The sequence below is a fragment of the Komarekiella delphini-convector SJRDD-AB1 genome (genome assembly GCF_014831675.1).
In the GTDB taxonomy this organism is placed as follows: domain Bacteria; phylum Cyanobacteriota; class Cyanobacteriia; order Cyanobacteriales; family Nostocaceae; genus Komarekiella.
In genome coordinates this window covers 119,160-139,261 of record NZ_VJXY01000007.1, presented here as the reverse complement: position 1 = coordinate 139,261, position 20,102 = coordinate 119,160, and the positions used below count along the sequence as shown (strand labels likewise).

The window sequence follows — 20,102 nt, the reverse complement described above, 5'->3', positions numbered from 1 at the left end:
CCTAGTCCCTAATCCCCAATACCTTATGACATCTTCTACAAACCAGGTTTATCCCGTTATTTGGCACAACAACGCGGTATCACTAATTGACCAAACTCGTTTACCTAACGAATATGCATTTGTGGAAATTCACCGCAGTGAAGATATGGCACAGGCGATTAAAACGATGATTGTTCGCGGTGCGCCGGCAATTGGTGTGGCTGCGGCGTATGGAATGTATTTGGGAGCCAGAGAAATTGAGACAAGCGATCGCCATCAGTTCTTAGATCGCTTAGATCAAGTCGCCCAGTTGTTGCGTTCTACTCGTCCGACAGCGGTAAATTTATTTTGGGCAATTAGCCGCATGATGAAAGCCGCCTACGAAACCCTGGGAACAGTAGATGAAATCAAACAAATCCTCTTCCAAACTGCTCAATCTATCAATGTTGAAGATTTACAAACTTGTCAGGCGATCGGCGATCGCGGTTTGGCAGTTTTGCCCAATACTCCAGAAAAGCTGACGATACTTACCCACTGCAACGCCGGGGCGTTAGCTACTGCTGGTTACGGCACAGCATTGGGTGTTGTGCGTTCGGCGTGGAGAGAAGGGCGTTTAGCGCGTCTGTTTGCCGACGAAACCCGTCCCCGTCTGCAAGGTGCAAAACTCACAACTTGGGAATGCGTCCAAGAAGGTATTCCAGTTACGTTAATTACTGACAACATGGCTGCTCATTGCATGAAGCAGGGTTTAATAGATGCCGTAGTTGTTGGTGCTGATAGAATTGCCGCTAACGGTGATGCTGCTAACAAAATTGGTACTTATAGTTTAGCGATCGTAGCCAAATCACATAATATTCCTTTCTTCGTTGCGGCTCCCCTTTCTACTGTAGATTTTGAGTTGTCTGATGGTGGCAAAATTCCGATTGAGGAGCGTAACCCAGAGGAAATTTACCAAATTGGCGACACTCTTATCACACCGTCTGGCATAGATTATTACAACCCAGCTTTTGATGTTACGCCAGCTGAATTAATTACAGCGATAATTACAGAGAATGGTGCTTTTGCACCAGCAAATCTAGCAAAATCTCATTTAAAACAAATCAGATAATGCGCGTATATACTGCTTTTTTTTCGTAAATTTTTGGTTGGTTGAGTAATAGGAATCTGGCGCTGAGAGTTTTCGTCTCAAATAACTTTTTACAAAACTAAACGCACTGGAATCTCAACTAAAAATTTTGTTCCCTGTCCTAGTGTTGATTCACACCAGATTTTTCCACCATGTTTTTCGGTAACAATTTGATAGCTGATAGATAGACCTAAGCCCGTACCTTTACCAACATCTTTAGTAGTAAAAAATGGGTCAAATAGCTTGCTACGAATATGTTCTGGTATTCCAGAACCATTATCGGCTATTGAAATTAACACATGATTTTCTGAAGAAACTTCAGTAGTAATCCAAATGCTCAATATTTTGTTGCTAACAACTGACTCTTCTAGAGTATCAATGGCATTAGAAAGTAGATTCATAAATACTTGATTCAACTGTCCAGGATAACATTCAACTAAAGGCAATTGACCATATTTTTTGATAACTTGAATTAATGGACGATGAGACTGTGCCTTAAGACGATGGTGCAAAATCATTAAAGTATTGTCTATGCCTTCGTGCAAATCTACAGACTTGAATTCAGCCTCATCTAAGCGCGAAAAATTCCGCAAACTCAAAACAATTTCCCGAATACGTTTTGTGCCTATTGCCATCGATTGAAGAATTTTATTTAAATCTTCTATCAGAAAGTCGAGTTCAATAGTATTAATTTTTTCTTGAATTACTTGCGGTGAATTTGGATAATACTGCTGATATAGATGTATTAATTGCAGTAAGCCTTTGGTGTATTCTTGAATATAATCAAGATTAGAGTAAACAAAGCTGACTGGATTATTAATTTCATGCGCGATTCCTGCTACCATTTGACCCAAAGCTGACATTTTTTCACTCTGGATCATTTGGGTTTGGGTATCATGTAATTCTTTTATAACTTCCAAAAGATAGGTATTCTTATCATTTAATTCTTGGGTTCTATCTGCAACTGTTAGTTCTAAATTTTGATTAATTAACTCCAACTTTTCATTGGCTTCTTGTTGTTGTTGCAGGAGTTCTTTTACCCAAGCAATTAGTTGATTAAATGAAGAAGCAAGTATACCTACCTCATCCTCACTTTTAATTAAAGCTTGCAAGTCAAAATTTGACTCCTGAACAGTGCGTTGAGATACTCTAGTAAGAGTTTGAATTGGGCGAGCAATAGCCTGAGTCGTCGCAATTGCCAAAATCAGTGCAGTTAATCCAGAAAACAGCAAAGTTCCTACAATAATTTTTAATTGCAATTTTCTAGAAGTTTCAAGGGTTGTTTGTGCTAAGTCATACTCTATATGAGAAAACTTGATGATTTCGGCCAAACCTTCCAAAAATCCTTCCATTCGGGGATGTACAGAATTTTCATTAAATTGTTCAATTTGTATCCGAACCGTGTTGATATTTTCGGGTTTTAACTTAGCAAGACTAATTTGCTGTAAAAGTCTATCTAGTTGATGTACGTAAGCCTCTGTAGCCTCTCCGTATTTCTCAATAAACTCCCTTGTTCTCTCTGCTTCGCCTGGTAATTCCTTTTCTTCTTCGTCCTTGGTTGCTCCCTCAGAGTCCTTAAATTCTTGCCACGCCTGCTTGAAATCTGAGTAGTATTTTAAAAAGAGAGCATACCGTTTCTCCAATTCTTCAGGTTTTTTGAGGACTGGGATAAATTCATGTTTGCGCGATCGCGTTTGCAGCAAGTCGGTTTGTAAACGGGTCAAAAGTTGATATTCTTCCAGGGCATCTTCTTGTATTTCTTGCGCTACGTATTGATAATAGTGCGTCAGTCCCACCCCCAACGTTGTACCAACAATTGTCAGCCCCAAAGTTAGGGCATACCCAAGGCTGATTTTTTGTCCAACCTTCAATTTTTCAAACCATTGACCGACTTTGAATAAGGTCATTCGTCTTTTAAAATTAAGTGTTTTATATAATTAGCGTTCCCATATCCACCACGTTTTGATTACAAGTAAACACTTAAATAGATGTAACTTTTCTTAAAATACTAACAAATTCTCTCTTTAGGTGTTGCTAGCTCTTAATAAGCTTGGTTATATTCTTATAAATTATTGTATGTATCTTGAAAAGTCGGAATAACAGCTACCTAATTAACTTCATGAAAAAATTAATTCTGATCATGCCATTAATTATTTGCTTCTTTTGGATTACGAGTTGCGGGAACTCGCAAACTGATACAGCAGAAACTCAAACAAATCAGATTGAAAAATCTAAAACAGCAACTATACAAGAAACTTCAACAAGCACTCAAAATAAAACTGACACAACTCAGACTACTGTAAGCGAAAAACCCAAAATTGGCACAGTCAAAGAGTTAGTCAATGGTGATCTTATGTGCTACGCTACCCTAATAGATGAAAATGGAACTGAGCATAATGTGGGTGCATCATTTGAGATCTGTGCAGAACAAGCAACTTTTGTAAATAAGAAAGTACGTGTTTTTTATAAACTAGAATCAGTTAATGATTGTCAAAGTGCTGAACCCTGTGGCAAAACCCGAAAAGAATATCTGATCACAAAGATGGAGATTCTCAAGCCAAATTAAGGACTCTTATTTAATTGTGCATTTTTAATTGAAACTACCTAGAGTTACTCTTGAGGTGAGATTCTGATGCCAGTTTTGGGATCAAATACAAACAACTCATTTAAATCCAGTTGCAGAGAAAGGCGATCGCCTGGATGCAGACGCACATTCCCACTTGTTTGAATATTTAGCAACGCCGCTGATTTGACTAAAGCTGCACGAATTAAAGTTTCTCTCCCCAAAGGTTCAACTACTTTAACTTCCACTACTAACTGATTCTGGTTTTCTGCTGCTTGTTGCGGTTCATTAATAAAAATATGCTCTGGACGAATCCCCAAATTAAAGTTTTGTCCTTGGGGTAAACGCAAATTATCCTGCATATATGATGGAATTGCTAATAATTGCCCAGAGACATCAAAACCATCATCCTTATAGATTGCTGGCAAAATATTCATTGGGGGATTGCCTAAAAAAGCTGCCACCATTTGATTAGCAGGACGCGCATAAATATTTTGAGGATCGCCAATTTGTTGAATCCGTCCCCGATTGAGCACCACAATCTTATCAGCCAAAGTCATGGCTTCAACTTGATCGTGGGTTACATAGATAGTTGTGATACCTAATTCTTGATGTAGTTGTTTTAATTCTGCCCGTGTATCGTCTCGCAATTGGGCATCTAAATTAGACAAAGGTTCATCAAGTAAAAATACTTGTGGTTCGCGGGCGATCGCCCTTCCCAAAGCTACCCGTTGTTGTTGTCCTCCAGAAAGTTGTTTGGGTTTGCGATTTAGTAGCTGTTCGAGAGAAAGCGATCGCGCCACATTCACCACCCGTTCTTGAATGATTTTCGAGTCAACTTTCCGCATCTGCAACCCAAATGCAATGTTTTGTGCCACCGTCATGTGAGGATAAAGAGCGTAGTTTTGGAATACCATTGCTACATCTCGCTGTCTAGCTGGGACATTGTTTACTAGCGAATCGCCAATAAAGAGTTTGCCAGAAGTAGCACTTTCTAAACCGGCGATCGTTCGCAAAATTGTAGACTTACCACAACCCGATGGCCCAACCAAAACCCAAAACTCTCCATCGGGAATTTCAAAGCTAATATCCTCGATAGCGGTGACATTGTTAAATCTTCGCTTGATGTCTTCTAGACGAACTTTTGCCATAAGCCGATTTGGAATTTTAGATTTGCAAATTGGGATTGATGGAGACAGGGGCGGGGAAACTCCTTCAATACTCTCATTCCAGCAATGCTATGAACTCTTCCCTTGTCAGTTCGGCATCGCGCAGTATCTTGCGTAGCAAACTACCAATAGTTTTACCAGCATGAACAGGAATAGTTACTAAGCGTCCATCGTCATGTTTCATTTGCACATGACTACCTTTTTGACGCACCACCTCAAATCCTATTTTTTTAAGGATGTTAATAACTGTTTTGCCTGCTAATTTTGGTAGTTTTGGCATTAAATTACTACCTTTTGAATACCTATAAATTCTAGTATTGTCTCATCAATTTCTGATTCTAAACAAAGTTCAATTACTTCTTTAATATTCACCATTAACTCATCAATTGTTTCTCCCTGGCTGTAACAAGCTTTTAGCTGAGGAACTTCTCCGACATAGTAGCCATCCTCATCTCGTTCGATGATGACGTAGAATTCTCGCTTGTTGGCATTGATCATAATTTCTTTTTACTTCAACTCAAAATCATTTTTCTAGATTTGTAGACCAAGCAGGGTGAGATAGTAGAGAAGACATCACTCGTACTCCCCGCAGTTGATTGGAGAGGGGTAAGTGACCTTTGGGGGCACTCAAATTCCAGGTAAACTCATGTGGGTATCGTGTCCAGTTATTGCCACTTTTCCAGCCGATTTTCGACCAGAAGTTGTCCCAATTTTTTCCTAAACTCAACCAAATTTCTCGCTGCACCGAAAAGCTAAACTTACCCTCAGAGTGGACTAACCACAGGTTGTTAATGGTTTGCAAGTCAACAACTGGGGCATTTTCTACCTCAGTAAAATATAACCATTTTCTTTGTACAGCCGTTGGCCCTGCTAGTTCACACATTTTTTGTAGAGTTTCGCGATCGGCTGCTTGAAAGTCTTGGAGGGCAAGTAGCTGTTGCAAGGGATTGTAATTAATCCCGCACTCTGATTTTAGAGGTACAATTCCTTCAGGAAAATTAGTTTGCATGAATTCTTTGGCTTTGGGTGCATCAGAGCTGTAAAGGACTTGGTAGGCTTTGCCATCAACCCAAGTCACGGGGTAATCACGACGTTGCAGCAAAAATTCCATCAACACATCTAATCCTTCATTATCCAGGTCAGCCAACTGTGAGATGATTTGTTGTTGGGCTTTTTCAGACCCAGAGATTAACTGAAGGCGGAGAGAGTCGATGTCATTAGCATTGCCTGATACAATCATTGGGTCTGTCATGCCATTACTAGTGTTAGCGGTCAGTGAAAAAGTGTTCACCTTTGAAGGCGCGTCGTAGGCGAGCAGCTATCGGGGTTTTCTAAGGCGAAACACTGATAGCGAAAAGTAGTTTACTATTTTTGATCGTACAAAATTACGATGGTTTCACTGAAATCCACAAAACCCCCAAATGCTGTACAAGGGGAATAAGGGGAAATCTGCGCCTCATGATTTGTTTAAGGGGACTGGGGACTAGAGATTGGGGACTAGTGACTGGGGACTGGGGACTGGGGACTGGGGACTGGGGACTAGGGACTAGGTGAATAACTAATCAATGCCCAATGCCCAATGCACCATGCCCAATGCTCAACGGCGTATTAATTAGGAGCGTGTGAAGTATGTACGATAAGATTACTCCCCCCACAACTGGAGCAAAAATCACCTTCAAAAATGGTGAGCCTGTTGTGCCTGACAATCCAATTATCCCCTTTATTCGGGGCGACGGCACAGGTATAGATATTTGGCCTGCTACCCAAAAAGTACTAGATGCTGCGGTAACAAAGGCATATAAGGGCCAGCGTCAAATCAGTTGGTTCAAGGTTTACGCTGGAGATGAAGCTTGTGATTTATACGGTACATACCAGTATTTACCTCAAGATACTTTAACAGCAATTCAAGAATATGGTGTAGCTATCAAAGGGCCGCTGACCACTCCAGTTGGGGGCGGTATTCGTTCTTTGAATGTAGCATTACGGCAAATTTTTGACTTGTACGCCTGCGTGCGTCCTTGCCGCTACTATGCAGGTACACCCTCACCTCACAAAAATCCTGAAAAGCTAGATGTGATTGTTTATCGGGAAAATACGGAAGATATTTATTTAGGTATTGAGTGGCGTCAAGGTAGCGAAATCGGCGATCGCTTAATTAAAATCCTCAACGAAGAACTGATCCCCGCCACCCCAGAACATGGCAAAAAACTAATCCCCCTTGATTCTGGCATTGGTATCAAACCAATCAGCAAAAGCGGTTCTCAACGCCTAGTAAGACGTGCTATCAAACACGCCCTGCTGTTGCCCAAACACAAGCAACAAGTGACTTTGGTGCATAAAGGCAACATCATGAAGTACACCGAAGGCGCTTTCCGCGATTGGGGTTATGAATTGGCAACCAGCGAATTTCGTGCCTCTACTGTTACTGAACGGGAATCTTGGATTTTGAGTAACAAGGAAAATAACCCCGATATTTCTTTAGAAGAAAACGCCCGTCAAATTGATCCAGGATTTGACAGCCTGACCACAGAGAAACAAGTGCAAATTGTCAAGGAGGTTGAAAACGTTCTTAACGCAATTTGGGAAACTCACGGCAATGGTAAATGGAAAGACAAGGTATTAGTAAATGATCGAATTGCTGATAGCATTTTTCAACAAATCCAAACCAGACCCGATGAGTATTCAATTCTGGCAACGATGAACTTGAACGGTGATTACTTGTCTGATGCTGCTGCTGCAATTGTTGGTGGGTTAGGAATGGGCCCAGGGGCAAATATTGGTGATGCCTGTGCCATCTTTGAAGCAACCCACGGTACTGCGCCTAAACACGCTGGGTTAGACCGGATTAATCCTGGTTCAGTGATTTTGTCTGGTGTGATGATGCTAGAGTACTTGGGTTGGCAAGAAGCCGCAGACCTAGTTAAGAAAGGTTTAGGGGATGCGATCGCTAATAGTCAAGTTACCTATGATTTAGCACGGTTGTTAGAACCACCAGTTAAACCCTTAAAATGTTCTGAATTTGCTGAGGCGATTATTCAACATTTTGGGTAATGGGAATTAGGGAATGGTGATTTGTAGAGACGTTGCAATGCAACGTCTCTACAAAATTTTCTGCCAATTTTTTAATATACGTTATGTTATCCAAAAGCAGGTAAAGGGTTTTTGGTGATGGATTGTTTCGTGTATCGGGAACACTAAATCCAGGCATCTCAAGGATTTAGTAGTATGGTTAGCAACCAAGTCATCATTCCCGGATATCAAGTTAGCGAAGAACTCTACAACGGTTCTAGAACTCAGGTTTATCGTGCTTTTCGAGAGAGTGACCAAAAACCTGTAGTAATTAAACTGTTGAAGAATCCTTATCCTAGTTTCACCGAACTAGTGCAGTTTCGTAATCAGTATACTATTGCCAAAAATCTCAATTTACCTGGAATCATTCAAACCTACAGCTTAGAACCATACCAGAATAGCTCTGCGTTGGTAATGGAAGACTTTGGGGGAATTTCCTTAAAAGAATGGTCAGCGAAATCTAAGGATGGGGTGAGTTTGATAGAGTTTTTGGAGATTGCGATCGCTCTGTGCAATACATTAGATTTACTTTATCGCCATCGGATTATTCATAAAGATATTAAACCCGCTAATATTCTTATTCATCCAGAAACTAAGCAAGTTAAGCTTATTGATTTTAGTATTGCATCTTTACTACCACGAGAAACTCAAATTCTGATGAGTCCTAATGTATTGGAAGGGACTCTTGGCTATTTATCTCCAGAACAAACAGGAAGGATGAATCGCGGGATTGACTACCGCACAGATTTTTATTCTTTGGGTGTAACTTTTTACGAGTTACTGTTAGGAAATTTACCGTTTCAATCGAACGATGCAATGGAGTTAGTGCATTGTCATATTGCCAAAGAACCCACTGCTTTGGAGCAACTTAAAATTCCTAAGTCGGTTTCGGATATCGTGATGAAATTGATGGCAAAAAATGCCGAAGACCGCTATCAAAGTGCATTAGGACTGAAATATGATTTAGAAACTTGTTTACATCAACTGCAAGAAACTGGCAAAATTGAGGATTTCCCAATTGCTCAACGAGATGTGTGCGATCGCTTCCTAATTCCTGAAAAACTTTATGGTAGAGAAGAAGAAGTCAAAACTCTCTTAGAAGCGTTTGATCACATTACTAATAATCAGACAGAACTCATGCTGGTAGCGGGTTTTTCTGGTATTGGTAAAACAGCGATCGTTAATGAAGTGCATAAACCAATTGTTCGTCAGCGTGGCTACTTCATTAAAGGCAAGTTTGACCAATTTAATCGCAATATTCCTTTCTCAGCTTTTGTACAGGCATTCCGTGACTTAATGGCACAATTGAGCCGTGAAAGTGATGCCCAATTGTTAAGTTGGAAAAACAAAATATTAGCAGCCCTTGGTAACAATGGGCAAGTCATTATTGAAGTCATTCCCGAACTAGAACAAATTATTAGCAAACAACCTCCTGCAACAGAACTGTCGGGAACAGCGGCGCAGAATCGCTTTAATTTACTTTTTCAAAAGTTCATCCAAGTATTTACGACAAAAGAACACCCACTAGTTATTTTTCTAGATGACTTACAGTGGACAGATTCCGCATCCTTGAAGTTAATGCAGTTGTTGATGAGCGAGTCAGAGAGTGGGTATTTATTATTAATTGTAGCCTATCGAAATAATGAAGTTTCTACTACCCACCCTTTGATGTTGACTCTAAAGGAAATTGGTAAAGAAAACACTAATATTAATACAATTACTTTAGCTCCACTGAGTACAAAAAGTTTAAATCAACTTGTTGCTGATACTCTTAATTGTTTGCCAGAAATAGCGCAATCGTTGAGCACTCTAGTGTATCAAAAAACTCAAGGTAATCCATTTTTCAGTACGCAATTTCTAAAAGTGCTGTATGAAGATGGGATGATTCAGTTTGATTTTAATAGTGGAAATTGGCAGTGTGATATTGCAAAGGTGAAGGCGTTAGCACTATCGGATGATGTTGTCGAGTTCATGGCATTGCAGTTGCAGAAGTTACCAGAGGTGACGCAAGATGTGTTGAAATTAGCGGCATGTATTGGTAATCAATTTGACTTGGCGACATTAGCGATCGTGTCTCAAAAGTCAGAAACCGAAACTGCAACAGCTCTGTGGAAAGCCTTGCAAGAGGGCTTAATCTTGCCTCAAAGTGAAATTTACAAGTTCTACGTTGGGCGAGAAATACAGGATATAGCTCAAGGTTCACAAGCGGTAACGTATAAGTTTTTGCACGATCGCGTGCAACAAGCTGCATATTCCTTAATTCCAGAAAAGCAAAAACAATCTACACATCAAAAAATTGGTCAATTACTACTGCAAAATACTCCTCAAACAGAACTTGAATCTAACATTTTTGATATTGTCAACCAATTGAATATAGGCATTTCAAACCTTCATGATTCATCTCAAAAAGATGAATTAGCCAAACTAAACTTTATTGCCGGACACAGGGCAAAGGCTACCACAGCATACGAGTCTGCTGATAAATACTTGAGCTTAGGCATTGAACTATTGAACCAAAATGCTTGGGAATCTCATTATGAATTGATATTGAGTTTACATGAAGAAACCGCAGAGTTAGCCTATTTAACAGGGCGATTTGAACAAGTGGAGCAACATATTAGCATAATTAGACAACATGCTAAATCATTACTTGATCAAGTAAAAGCTTACGAAATTCTGATTCAGGCATATCTTGCCCAAAATCAACTTCAAGAAGCAATTAATACTGCATTAACAGTTCTACAAAAGTTAGGTATTCGGCTACCTAAACAACCGAAAAAAATAGAAACATTATTAGGACTTACCACTACAAAACTAGCTCTAACTGGGAAAAAGCCTGTGGATTTGGTAAATCTGCCTCGGATGAGTAATCCCAACCAGCTAGCAGCAATGCGGATTCTCTCTAGTGCTTTATCTGCTGCGTATATCGGGCATCCTGATTTATTGCCGTTAACGGTATTTAAGCAAGTTAATTTATCTGTTAAATATGGCAATACGTCTTTATCAGCATTTACTTATAGCTGGTTTGGGCTAATTCACTGTGGAATTTTACTGGATATAGAAACAGGTTATCAATTTGGTCAATTGGCTCTCCAGCTTTTAGATATATTCAATGCTAAAGAACAACAATGTAAGACGCTATTTATGGTTAATTGTTTTATTAACCATTGGCATGGACATGTTAAAGAAACTATTAATCCATTGTTTACAGCCTATCAAAGTGGACTAGAAACTGGGGATGTAGAATATGCATCCTGGGCTATTCTTGTCCGTTCTCTACATTTATATTCAATTGGTGAGGAGCTGACAAAAGTTGAGCATGAGACTCGCTTGTATGGTGAGGCAGTAAATCAATTTAAGCAAACGAATGCTTTTGTTTACATTAGCATCTATCATCAAATTGCATTGAATTTATTGGGGCGATCGCTAAACCCTGCTTATCTAATTGGTGATAGCTACAACGAAGACAAACAACCTGCACTTCAAGAGCAAAAGGGCGATGGCACTGGGCTTTTCTTTTCCTATGTCAATCAGCTCATTCTGCGTTATCTATTCGGTGATTATATCGGAGCCGTTGAAAAGGCAGAAATGACCGCCAAATATTTGGAAGCTGGAACGGCACTACAACCTGTTGTTAATTTTTACTTTTATGACTCTCTATCACAGCTTGCTATATATTCAAATGCTTCACAACCAGAGCACAAACAGATTCAAAAGCGAGTTGCAGTTAATCAGAAAAAAATGAAACTATGGGCACATCATGCCCCAATGAATTGTTTGCACAAATTCCACTTAATTGAAGCAGAAAAAGAGCGGATGTGTGGGCAAAACCATCAAGCAATGGAACTATATGATCACGCTATCAAGGGAGCTAAAGAAAACAGCTATATTCAAGAAGAAGCCTTAGCAAATGAACTAGCAGCCAAATTCTACCTCGACTGGGGTAAAGAAAAGGTAGCTCAATCCTACATGCAAGAAGCCTACTATTGTTATGCTCGTTGGGGAAGCTCAGCTAAAATCGAAGACTTAGAAAAACGCTATCCTCAACTCCTTGCTCCTATCTTGCAAGCGCAACAGCATCGCTTTCAACTAGGTGAAACGCGCATTTCCACCGTCACCTCATCTTCATTCCTAAATCAAACCATTCAAACCAGCCGCCCTAGCAGTAGCAGTATTTCTGGATCTCTAGATTTAACTACCATCCTTAAAGCCTCACAAGCCCTTTCTAGTGAAATTCAACTAGAACAATTGCTTTGTACCTTAATGCAAGTGGTGATGGAAAATGCTGGAGCAAAAAAGGCTGTTCTGCTTGTAATTGAAGACGGTAACTTAATAATTGAAGCTGTAGCCAGCATGAATGAAACTGTCACCATGCTGTCTGTACCTTTGGAATACTGTCAAGCTGTTCCCTCCACAGTTGTAAATCATGTTAAACGCAGCTTAAAAACGGTTGTATTGGATGATGCAACGAAACAAATCGATTTTATAGCTGACCCATATTTGATACAAGAACAACCTAAGAGTGTTTTATGTACGCCGATTGTACATCAGGGAAAATTAATCGGGTTGTTGTATCTAGAAAATCAGTTGACTATTGGCGCATTTACGAGCGATCGCACCGAAGTTATCCAACTATTATGTGCTCAAGCTGCCATCTCTTTAGAAAATGCCAAACTCTATCAAACTTTGCAGCAATCAGAACTCAAGGAACGAGAAAAAGCAATTCAACTTACTCAATCTCTAGCAGATCTTCAGCGAAGTAATGCTATTTTTTTTGCTCAACAAGAAGTTTCCTTTGATGGTATTTTATTAACTGATGAAAACCGCAAGATCAGCGCTTATAATCAACGATTTAGTCGAGTTTGGCAAATTCCAGAGGCATTACTTCAAACTAGGGACGACAGAAAACTTTTAGGATTTGTTATTGACCAAATATCACACCCAGAAGTTTTTTTGAGTAATGTTGAATATCTTTATGACCACCCTAGGGAAACAAGTTACGATGAGATTTACCTTAAGGATGGACGTATTTTAGAGCGTTATTCTGCTCCAGTTTGGTCGGATAGTAATGATTATTACGGTCGGATTTGGTTTTTTAGAGATATTAGCGATCGCAAACAAGCTGAAACAGAAATCCGTCAGAAATCTCAGGAGTTAGAACAAACACTGCAAGAACTCCAGCAGGCTCAACTACAAATGGTGCAAAATGAAAAAATGGCAACTTTAGGTAATTTAGTTGCTGGGGTCGCACACGAAATTAACAATCCCATTGGATTTCTCAAAGGCAGTCTTAGCAATGCCGAGGAATATATCCAAGATTTATTTGCCCATATACAATTGCTCAAACAACATCATCCCACTCCAGCACCCATAGTTATTGATCATGCAGAAGATATTGACCTAGAATTTCTGTCTGAGGACTTACCAAAACTACTAAGTTCGATGCAAGTAGCGACAGAACGCATTACAGAAATTAGCACTAGTCTTCGCACTTTTTCCAGAGCCGATACATCTGAAAAAGTTGCTTGCAATCTTCATGAAGGTATTGAAAGTACACTGTTGATTTTGAAGTATCGCCTGAAAGCATCGGACAAACGTCCAGCGATTCAGGTGATTACAGATTATGGTAAATTACCGCTTGTCAAATGCTTTTTAGGACAGTTAAATCAAGTATTCATGAATATTCTTGCCAATGCAATTGATGTATTTGATACAGAAAGTGTTGGACGAACATTTGCCCAATTACAAGCCAACCCTCAGCAAATTATTATTTCCACTGAAGTGTCTACCAACCAAAATACGGTAGTAATTCGGATCAAAGATAATGGCCCAGGAATGCCAGAGGAGATTAAAGCGCGTATCTTTGATCACTTATTTACTACAAAAGAAGTTGGCAAAGGAACAGGATTAGGATTAGCGATCGCTCGTCAAATTGTTGAAGAAACCCACGGTGGTAAGTTGAGTTGTAATTCTATTCTTGGTGAGGGAACAGAGTTTGTAATCGAGATTCGCGTATAGTTGATTCTTTCAAGAACCGACATATTTTTATACCAATTCAATAATAATTGCAACAAATCCTTTTGTAGAGACGTTGCATTGCAACGTCTCTACATGTTCTGTCTGTCACTATAAAAGGGAGGTGGGGATTAGGTTGCGCGTTGAGCTTTCTACAGACGCGAAAAGTCTGATTAATCACCAAGGTTAATTAAAGCAGAGAAAATTCTGCCATTGCTTTTGGAAAGTTTTTGTTTTCATGTCCTGAACGGCTAAGTTTAATCAGAGCAAAACGCTGTAAGGGAGTTAAATTTGCCCACTGATGCGGTGTGAGGGTAATATGTATTTCTTGAGATTTTTCTTGAATGCTGCCTGGTATAGTAGTAGAGTCCATCCATGCAGGATGAGCCTCGATAGGCAATTTTGCAGGTGGTATGCCTGTGCGTTCTAAAATTAACTGCTGGAGATATTCTTGGTAAGCTCGAATTTCCGTTTCTGTAGTGCAAGGTAATTCGACTAAAGTTTCACGCTCAGCGTGAGCCATGTGGTTCCAATCAGACAATTTTAGCTTGATGCCACAGCTATCTAATTTGTAACGTACTTGCATGGGGATGCAACGCAGGGAGTCAACAAAATCGCTTTCAAATTTAAAGAAAGTTGCCATAATCAATAGTTAAAAATTCAATTTCAGATAAAATTTTTTTTCGTAGTTAGCGATTTATCGCTGTCAAGTTTTAAAGGGTTAGAGCCGCTGACTACGAGCTTGTATTTAATTATAAGCTTTTCTACTTAATATTATCTAGTAATAAACAAGAGGGATAAAAGAGAAAAGGGGAAAGGTATGATAGTGATCGTAAGTCATTCCACTCGCTTTTTAGCTTACCCGTTGTATAAGGATTATTTGGCTCACAATATCAAAGAGCTTTTTACTCTTATAATTTATTCTAAATTTTAACTAGTTCCGTGGGTTTAAGTCCCCCGGTTTTATAATCGGCAAGCTTTGTATTGGGGTTAAATCCTCATTACAAAACTTAATTACGAATTACGAATTACGAATTATTTAAATGTCCTATTTTAATGGAAATGTCTAGAATTACTGAAGCGAATTATTAAATAACTAATTGACAAAGCTAGAATAGCAATTCCTAAACCAATAATATCAATGCCCGTGACTTTTTCCAAGTCAAGAATAATTATTTTTCTGGCAATAGCAATCAAAGAAGTTACGATAACTAATTCTACCTGAAAAACGTGTTTTCGCAGATAAGCTGTGATATTTTCTAAGATTTCTAAAGCAATTAAAACATTCAAAAACAACCCGAATATTTTAAACAATGTTGTGTTAAACCTGGCGTATGGAGTTGTAAATAATTCTTGAATAATAAAAATTACTAGATCACCGATCGCAACCAAAATTACTACGACCATTAAAATAGATAGAACTTTAGAAACTATCACCTCTATGTGTTCGATGACGTGCATAAAGTTCTCATCTTTGGTAACTTCTGCAACTTTCCTAAGCAATTTCTTCATCTGCTGCACCCGGTTTTAAAGTAAAAAAAATAAAAATCCCATAGATAAATCTAGAGGATTAAAAAAAGCACTTTGCAAGTTTCATATTAAGTTTTTTATTTTTCATAACTCAAGCTAGTACTAGGCAAGCTTCTTGATAATGAGAATTTTACCTTTCTTAAAATGGTAATGGTTAATAGTCAAGAGTATATAATCAAAAAACTTAATAATTACCATTGACTATTGACTATGGATATTTGACTAGATTATTTATTACCAATTTACTATTGAAAGGTATACTTAGCAGCTTACCACTGTGAAGACTGGAGTTGATAATTTTTGACTGTAACTTCTACAGAAATTGGTATTAGCTGCACTGCACAAGCTTTTAATTCTGGTTGCAGTGAATCGGGGCAAGATTCTGGATGGGTGAGGGCGTTGGCTTCGGCGTCGTCTGCCCACAGTGCGCCCCAGTGCATGGGTACAAAAACTGTGCCAGGTGCGATCGCCTTTGTCACTTTTGCAGGAAAATTAGCTTTACCTCGGCGCGATCGCACTTCTATCAACTGATGATCTGCAATATTCAAAACAGCGGCATCACGGGGATGAATTTCTATAAATGGTTCGGGATGCATTTGGCGAATTTTTTCAATTCGACCGGTGCGCGTCTGAGTGTGCCAGTGTCCGTAAAGCCTTCCATTAGTCAGTACAAAGGGATAATTTGGATCAGGTGGTTCTGCTAATCCGCGCGAGTAAAATGCTGCAAATCGGGCGCGTCCATCAGGGGTATGAAAGCGCAAATCCGTGTAGAGACGTTTACCAGTTCTGCGTCTATAGTACTTCTGTTTCTTCGCGGCTTCCTTGTGTAATAGAATTTCTTCATCGTCGCCTTCTTCTGGCTCAAAACTGAGAATTCCTGTTTCGGAATCCATAAATATTGGCTCGGCTTTTTCTTCTGGGTAAGGCCACTGAGTTGCTCCTTCAGTCTGTAATTGCTCATGACTGATACCCGTCATATCGCAAGGCCTCCCGCGAGTTAGTTGGGTAAACTCAGCATAAACTTCAGCCGAGTTAGCAAAAGCAAACTCTCCAGCAAAACCTAATCTGCGACCAACCTCGGCAAAAATTTCCCAATCAGCTTTCGCTTCTCTTGGCGGTTGGCGGAATGCTGAACACAAAGTTACCACCCGTTCAGAATTTGTCATCACGCCAGTTTTCTCACCCCATTGTGCAGCAGGTAATAGGACGTGAGCATAAGCGGCGGTTTCTGTAGGGTAATAGGCGTCTTGGTAGATAGTGAAGGGCGATCGCAACAACGCCTTCTTCGTCCGTTCCAAATCTGGCATACTCACAGCTGGATTAGTAGCAGCAATCCACAGTAATCCCACATCGCCAGTTTCCAATCCAGTAATCATATCCCATGCAGTCAGACCCGGATTAGGCGAAATCTGTCCTGGCTTGAGTCCCCAAAATTCCTCAACTTCTGCGCGATGCTGAGGATTTTTTACCACCCGATAACCAGGTAATAAATGCGCCAAACCTCCGGCTTCCCGTCCTCCCATCGCGTTCGGCTGACCTGTGAGCGAGAAAGGGCCTGCTCCTGGTTTGCCAATTTGTCCGGTCATCAGGTGCAGATTAATGATCGTTCTGACCTTAGCCGTCCCTTCTGACGATTGATTCACACCCATTGACCATAGAGACAGTACCCGCCCAGATTCACCCCAGTACCGGGCTGCTGTTTCTAAATCTTCAATACTAATCCCACATTCACGAGCCACTACTTCTGGCGGATAGTGCCGAATCACCTCAGCATAAGCGGGAAAGTTACTGGTGCAGTCGTCCATAAACATCGTATCGATGTAGTTCCAGCGCATCAATAAATGTGCGATCCCATTCAACAAATCGATATCTGTACCAGGACGAATCGCTAAATGTAAGTCTGCGGCTTCTGCGGTTGGTGTGCGACGGGGATCGACCACAATCATTTTGACTTTGCGATTCTTTCTGTGATACTTCTCTAACCGATTGAAAACAATTGGATGACATTCAGCCGTATTAGTGCCAATTAAAAATGCACAGTCGGTTAACTCCAAGTCTTCGTAACAGCAGGGAGGGCCATCTGAGCCAAAGCTTTGAATATAGCCAGCTACAGCACTAGACATACATAAGCGAGAGTTGGCATCAAAATTATTAGTACCCAGACAGCCTTTCATGAGTTTCTGAGCAATGTAGTAGTCCTCGGTTTGAAACTGACCGGAACCATACATACATAAGGCTTCTGGCCCTTGGGTAAAGCGCACGGTTTGAATGCGCTTGGTGATCAGATCAAAAGCTTCATCCCAACTAACGCGCCGGAACTCCTGATCTAACGAGTCTCGCACCATTGGGTAATGTAGTCTATTTTTATCTAAGGATTCAGCGATCGTCGCACCTTTAACGCAAACCATACCCTGACTGGATGGGTGTGCTTTGTCGCCTCGCACCCGCCAAATTGGATTTCCTTGGCTATCTCGATTAGTCGCTTTGTTAGGTTGGGCTGGAGGTGAAACTTCTAAACCACAGCCAACACCGCAGTATGGACAAAGGGTTTTGGTAAATTCACTCATGACAGTTGTACCGTGTTCGCTGATTTTTTAAATATTGAAAAGCAAGGTTTGTAGAGACGCAATTTTAGCGAATCATGTCGTTATTAACTTAACTAGTGGTAATGAGAAAATATTTAAACTGCTCCTTGTTCAAAACTAATAATTTAAGTTACTAAAATTTGCCCAATTATGTTTTTTTAACTTTGATTAAACGATTAATCTAGTATTTTTACTTATTTAATATTATTTAAATCAAATGAAATGTAATGCACGATACTTTTTATGCTTTATTTTTAATATTTTTTATCTATCAAAATTACAGTAATTATTGGTTAAATACTTATTATTTTTGAATTTTAACAATCATATTTTTACCAATTTTTGAAATTTTACATACTGATTTAAGCAGGATTTACAAAAACTTTTCCAGTATAGAAAGGTAAATATAAACGAATAAAGCCTGTAGGCAGGCTTTGAGATACTGTAGTCCGCTTCAAAGTTTTGATGAGCTAAAGCTAAATCTTGTCTTTATCTCTATGCAGACTACATTTTTATAACTGAAACTTCACTCAGTGACTACCTTTGCAACTAGCTTATTCTTCTACTAGTACAGTAGAGTTTTTATTGGAAGTTTCTTGTAATTCACTTTCATCAGCAGATGCAAAAGAGCCTTGCGGTTCTTTAAGGAAAAAGGCACACATAAAAGCACAGATAAAAGCGGCTATAGCCATTGTGCTAAACAGTGTTTGTGCGTTAGTTAAACTGAAAATTGTCAGATAAACCACACCACCAAAATTACCGTAAGCCCCAACATTTCCGGCAATTTGTCCAGTGGCTTCTTTTTTAATTAGAGGTACAATACCGTAGGTTGCACCGCAACCAGCTTGAGCACAGTAAGCGGCAAACATAGTAGCTGCGATCGCCAGCGGAATCGGCCAACTGCTATTAATAAAATGGGTCATCACATAGCCGATACCAATACCAACACTGATAATTGTCATTGTCCATTTGCGAGAACCTAACTTATCAGAAATTAAACCACCGCTGGGACGAGAAATTAAGTTCAAAAAGGGATATGTAGCAGCAATCATCCCAGCTACTACATGCTCTAAAGCAAAAGTTTTTTCAAAAAATGCAGGTAACATGGAAACGGCTGCCAGCTCGCTACCAAAGTTAGTTACATAAGTGAATTCGAGTAAAGCTACTTGACCAAACTGAAAGCGTTCAGATGCAGCATAAGTTTTTTTGCCAATTAAAAGTTCCCGATTAACCTGCCAAGCTTTGTAAGTTTGGTAAGCAAATAATCCTCCTAATAGCAACCAAGCCAGATACATTTGGCTTAAAGTCAAAAAGTGAATGTTCTTTTGTTCTAAACGCCAAGCTAATAAACCTAGAGCAAAAATTAAACCAAAATTGGAGATAATCATTGCCCAGAAGCTTTTGACGCTGGTCACTTCTAGAGAACCATTTTTCTTAGGTTTCTTGTAGACTTTGCCTGGGGGTGTATCTTGGACACTGTTGTAATAAATTACGCCATAGATGGCTGCAATGATCCCTGTAAGAGCGATCGCAAAACGCCAGTTAGAAGCACCACCAGCCATAAAGCTAGTAGAAACTGCAAGTATTGGCAAAGCAAACTCTGCCCCAAAAGCCCCAAAGTTACCCCAACCACCATAAATACCTTGAGCAATTCCCATCTCCTTTGGGGGGAACCACTCCGACACCATGCGGATACCAACCACAAACCCAGATCCAACAATTCCCATCAATAAGCGGCTGATAACTAGTTGGTTAAAGTCTTGCGACAGCGCCGTAGCCAAACAGGGAACAGCCGCAAAAATCAGCAGCATTGAATAGGTACGTCTGGGGCCAAAACGATCCAGAAGCATCCCAATGATGATCCGCGCTGGAATAGTCAAAGCCAGATTACAAATAGCCAAAGTTTTAATTTGTTCGGGCGCTAGCTGTAGCTGTTTACCAATCGTTGTCGCAAAAGGAGCGAAATTAAACCAACAGACAAAGGTGAGAAAGAAGGCAAACCAAGTCTTATGTAATATGCTGTAGCGCCCGCTGAATGAAAATAATTTTTTAAGCATTAGGCCTTC

13 protein-coding genes are annotated in these 20,102 nt (G+C 39.9%); 4 read left to right on the top strand and 9 right to left on the bottom strand.

Features of this window, described 5'->3' with window-relative positions; genetic code table 11:
• The first annotated feature begins 25 nt into the window (after window positions 1-25).
• Window positions 26-1,087, top strand: a complete 1,062-nt coding sequence (gene mtnA / locus FNW02_RS09065) for an S-methyl-5-thioribose-1-phosphate isomerase (RefSeq protein WP_191757223.1) — start codon at window positions 26-28, stop codon at window positions 1,085-1,087.
• Window positions 1,088-1,176: 89 nt separating this feature from the next.
• On the opposite strand, the gene FNW02_RS09060 is transcribed toward mtnA, so the two are convergent.
• Window positions 1,177-3,012, bottom strand: a complete 1,836-nt coding sequence (locus tag FNW02_RS09060) for a sensor histidine kinase (RefSeq protein ID WP_191757222.1) — start codon at window positions 3,010-3,012, stop codon at window positions 1,177-1,179.
• 212 nt (window positions 3,013-3,224) lie between these two features.
• On the opposite strand from FNW02_RS09060, the gene FNW02_RS09055 reads away from it, so the two are divergent.
• A complete protein-coding gene (locus FNW02_RS09055) occupies window positions 3,225-3,671 on the top strand; it encodes a hypothetical protein (protein WP_191757221.1) in 447 nt (148 codons plus the stop codon).
• Between the two features lie 44 nt (window positions 3,672-3,715).
• On the opposite strand, the gene FNW02_RS09050 is transcribed toward FNW02_RS09055, so the two are convergent.
• The 4 genes from FNW02_RS09050 to FNW02_RS09035 all read right to left on the bottom strand — a co-directional run bounded on the left by FNW02_RS09050 (window position 3,716) and on the right by FNW02_RS09035 (window position 6,089).
• Complete coding sequence (locus FNW02_RS09050) at window positions 3,716-4,819, bottom strand: ABC transporter ATP-binding protein (RefSeq protein WP_191757220.1); 1,104 nt, start codon at window positions 4,817-4,819, stop codon at window positions 3,716-3,718.
• 73 nt (window positions 4,820-4,892) lie between these two features.
• Window positions 4,893-5,117, bottom strand: coding sequence for a type II toxin-antitoxin system HicA family toxin (locus tag FNW02_RS09045; RefSeq protein ID WP_191757219.1), 225 nt, complete (start codon window positions 5,115-5,117; stop codon window positions 4,893-4,895).
• Window positions 5,117-5,335 carry a type II toxin-antitoxin system HicB family antitoxin gene (locus tag FNW02_RS09040; RefSeq protein WP_191757218.1) on the bottom strand — a complete coding sequence of 73 codons (219 nt, stop codon included), beginning with the start codon at window positions 5,333-5,335 and terminating at the stop codon, window positions 5,117-5,119. Before FNW02_RS09040 ends, FNW02_RS09045 begins: the two co-directional genes overlap by 1 nt.
• Before the next feature lie 25 nt (window positions 5,336-5,360).
• Window positions 5,361-6,089, bottom strand: coding sequence for a GUN4 domain-containing protein (locus FNW02_RS09035; RefSeq protein ID WP_191757217.1), 729 nt, complete (start codon window positions 6,087-6,089; stop codon window positions 5,361-5,363).
• 377 nt (window positions 6,090-6,466) lie between these two features.
• Here FNW02_RS09035 and FNW02_RS09030 point away from each other — a divergent pair, with 377 nt between their 5' ends.
• Entirely contained in the window at window positions 6,467-7,888 is a 1,422-nt protein-coding gene (locus FNW02_RS09030) for an NADP-dependent isocitrate dehydrogenase (RefSeq protein WP_191757216.1), read from the top strand.
• Between the two features lie 174 nt (window positions 7,889-8,062).
• Entirely contained in the window at window positions 8,063-13,924 is a 5,862-nt protein-coding gene (locus FNW02_RS09025; protein ID WP_191757215.1) for an AAA family ATPase, read from the top strand.
• 187 nt (window positions 13,925-14,111) lie between these two features.
• Here the strand turns inward: FNW02_RS09025 and FNW02_RS09020 are convergent, their stop codons facing one another.
• From FNW02_RS09020 to FNW02_RS09005, 4 genes are all read right to left on the bottom strand, one after another.
• Window positions 14,112-14,564, bottom strand: coding sequence for a nitrate reductase associated protein (locus FNW02_RS09020; protein ID WP_191757214.1), 453 nt, complete (start codon window positions 14,562-14,564; stop codon window positions 14,112-14,114).
• A gap of 410 nt (window positions 14,565-14,974) precedes the next feature.
• Entirely contained in the window at window positions 14,975-15,433 is a 459-nt protein-coding gene (locus FNW02_RS09015; protein ID WP_191757213.1) for a phosphate-starvation-inducible PsiE family protein, read from the bottom strand.
• 287 nt (window positions 15,434-15,720) lie between these two features.
• A complete protein-coding gene (locus FNW02_RS09010; protein WP_191757212.1) occupies window positions 15,721-18,018 on the bottom strand; it encodes a molybdopterin oxidoreductase family protein in 2,298 nt (765 codons plus the stop codon).
• Between the two features lie 572 nt (window positions 18,019-18,590).
• Window positions 18,591-20,093 (bottom strand): NarK family nitrate/nitrite MFS transporter, encoded by a 1,503-nt coding sequence (locus FNW02_RS09005; RefSeq protein ID WP_191757211.1) that lies wholly within the window; start codon window positions 20,091-20,093, stop codon window positions 18,591-18,593.
• Window positions 20,094-20,102 lie beyond the last annotated feature (9 nt).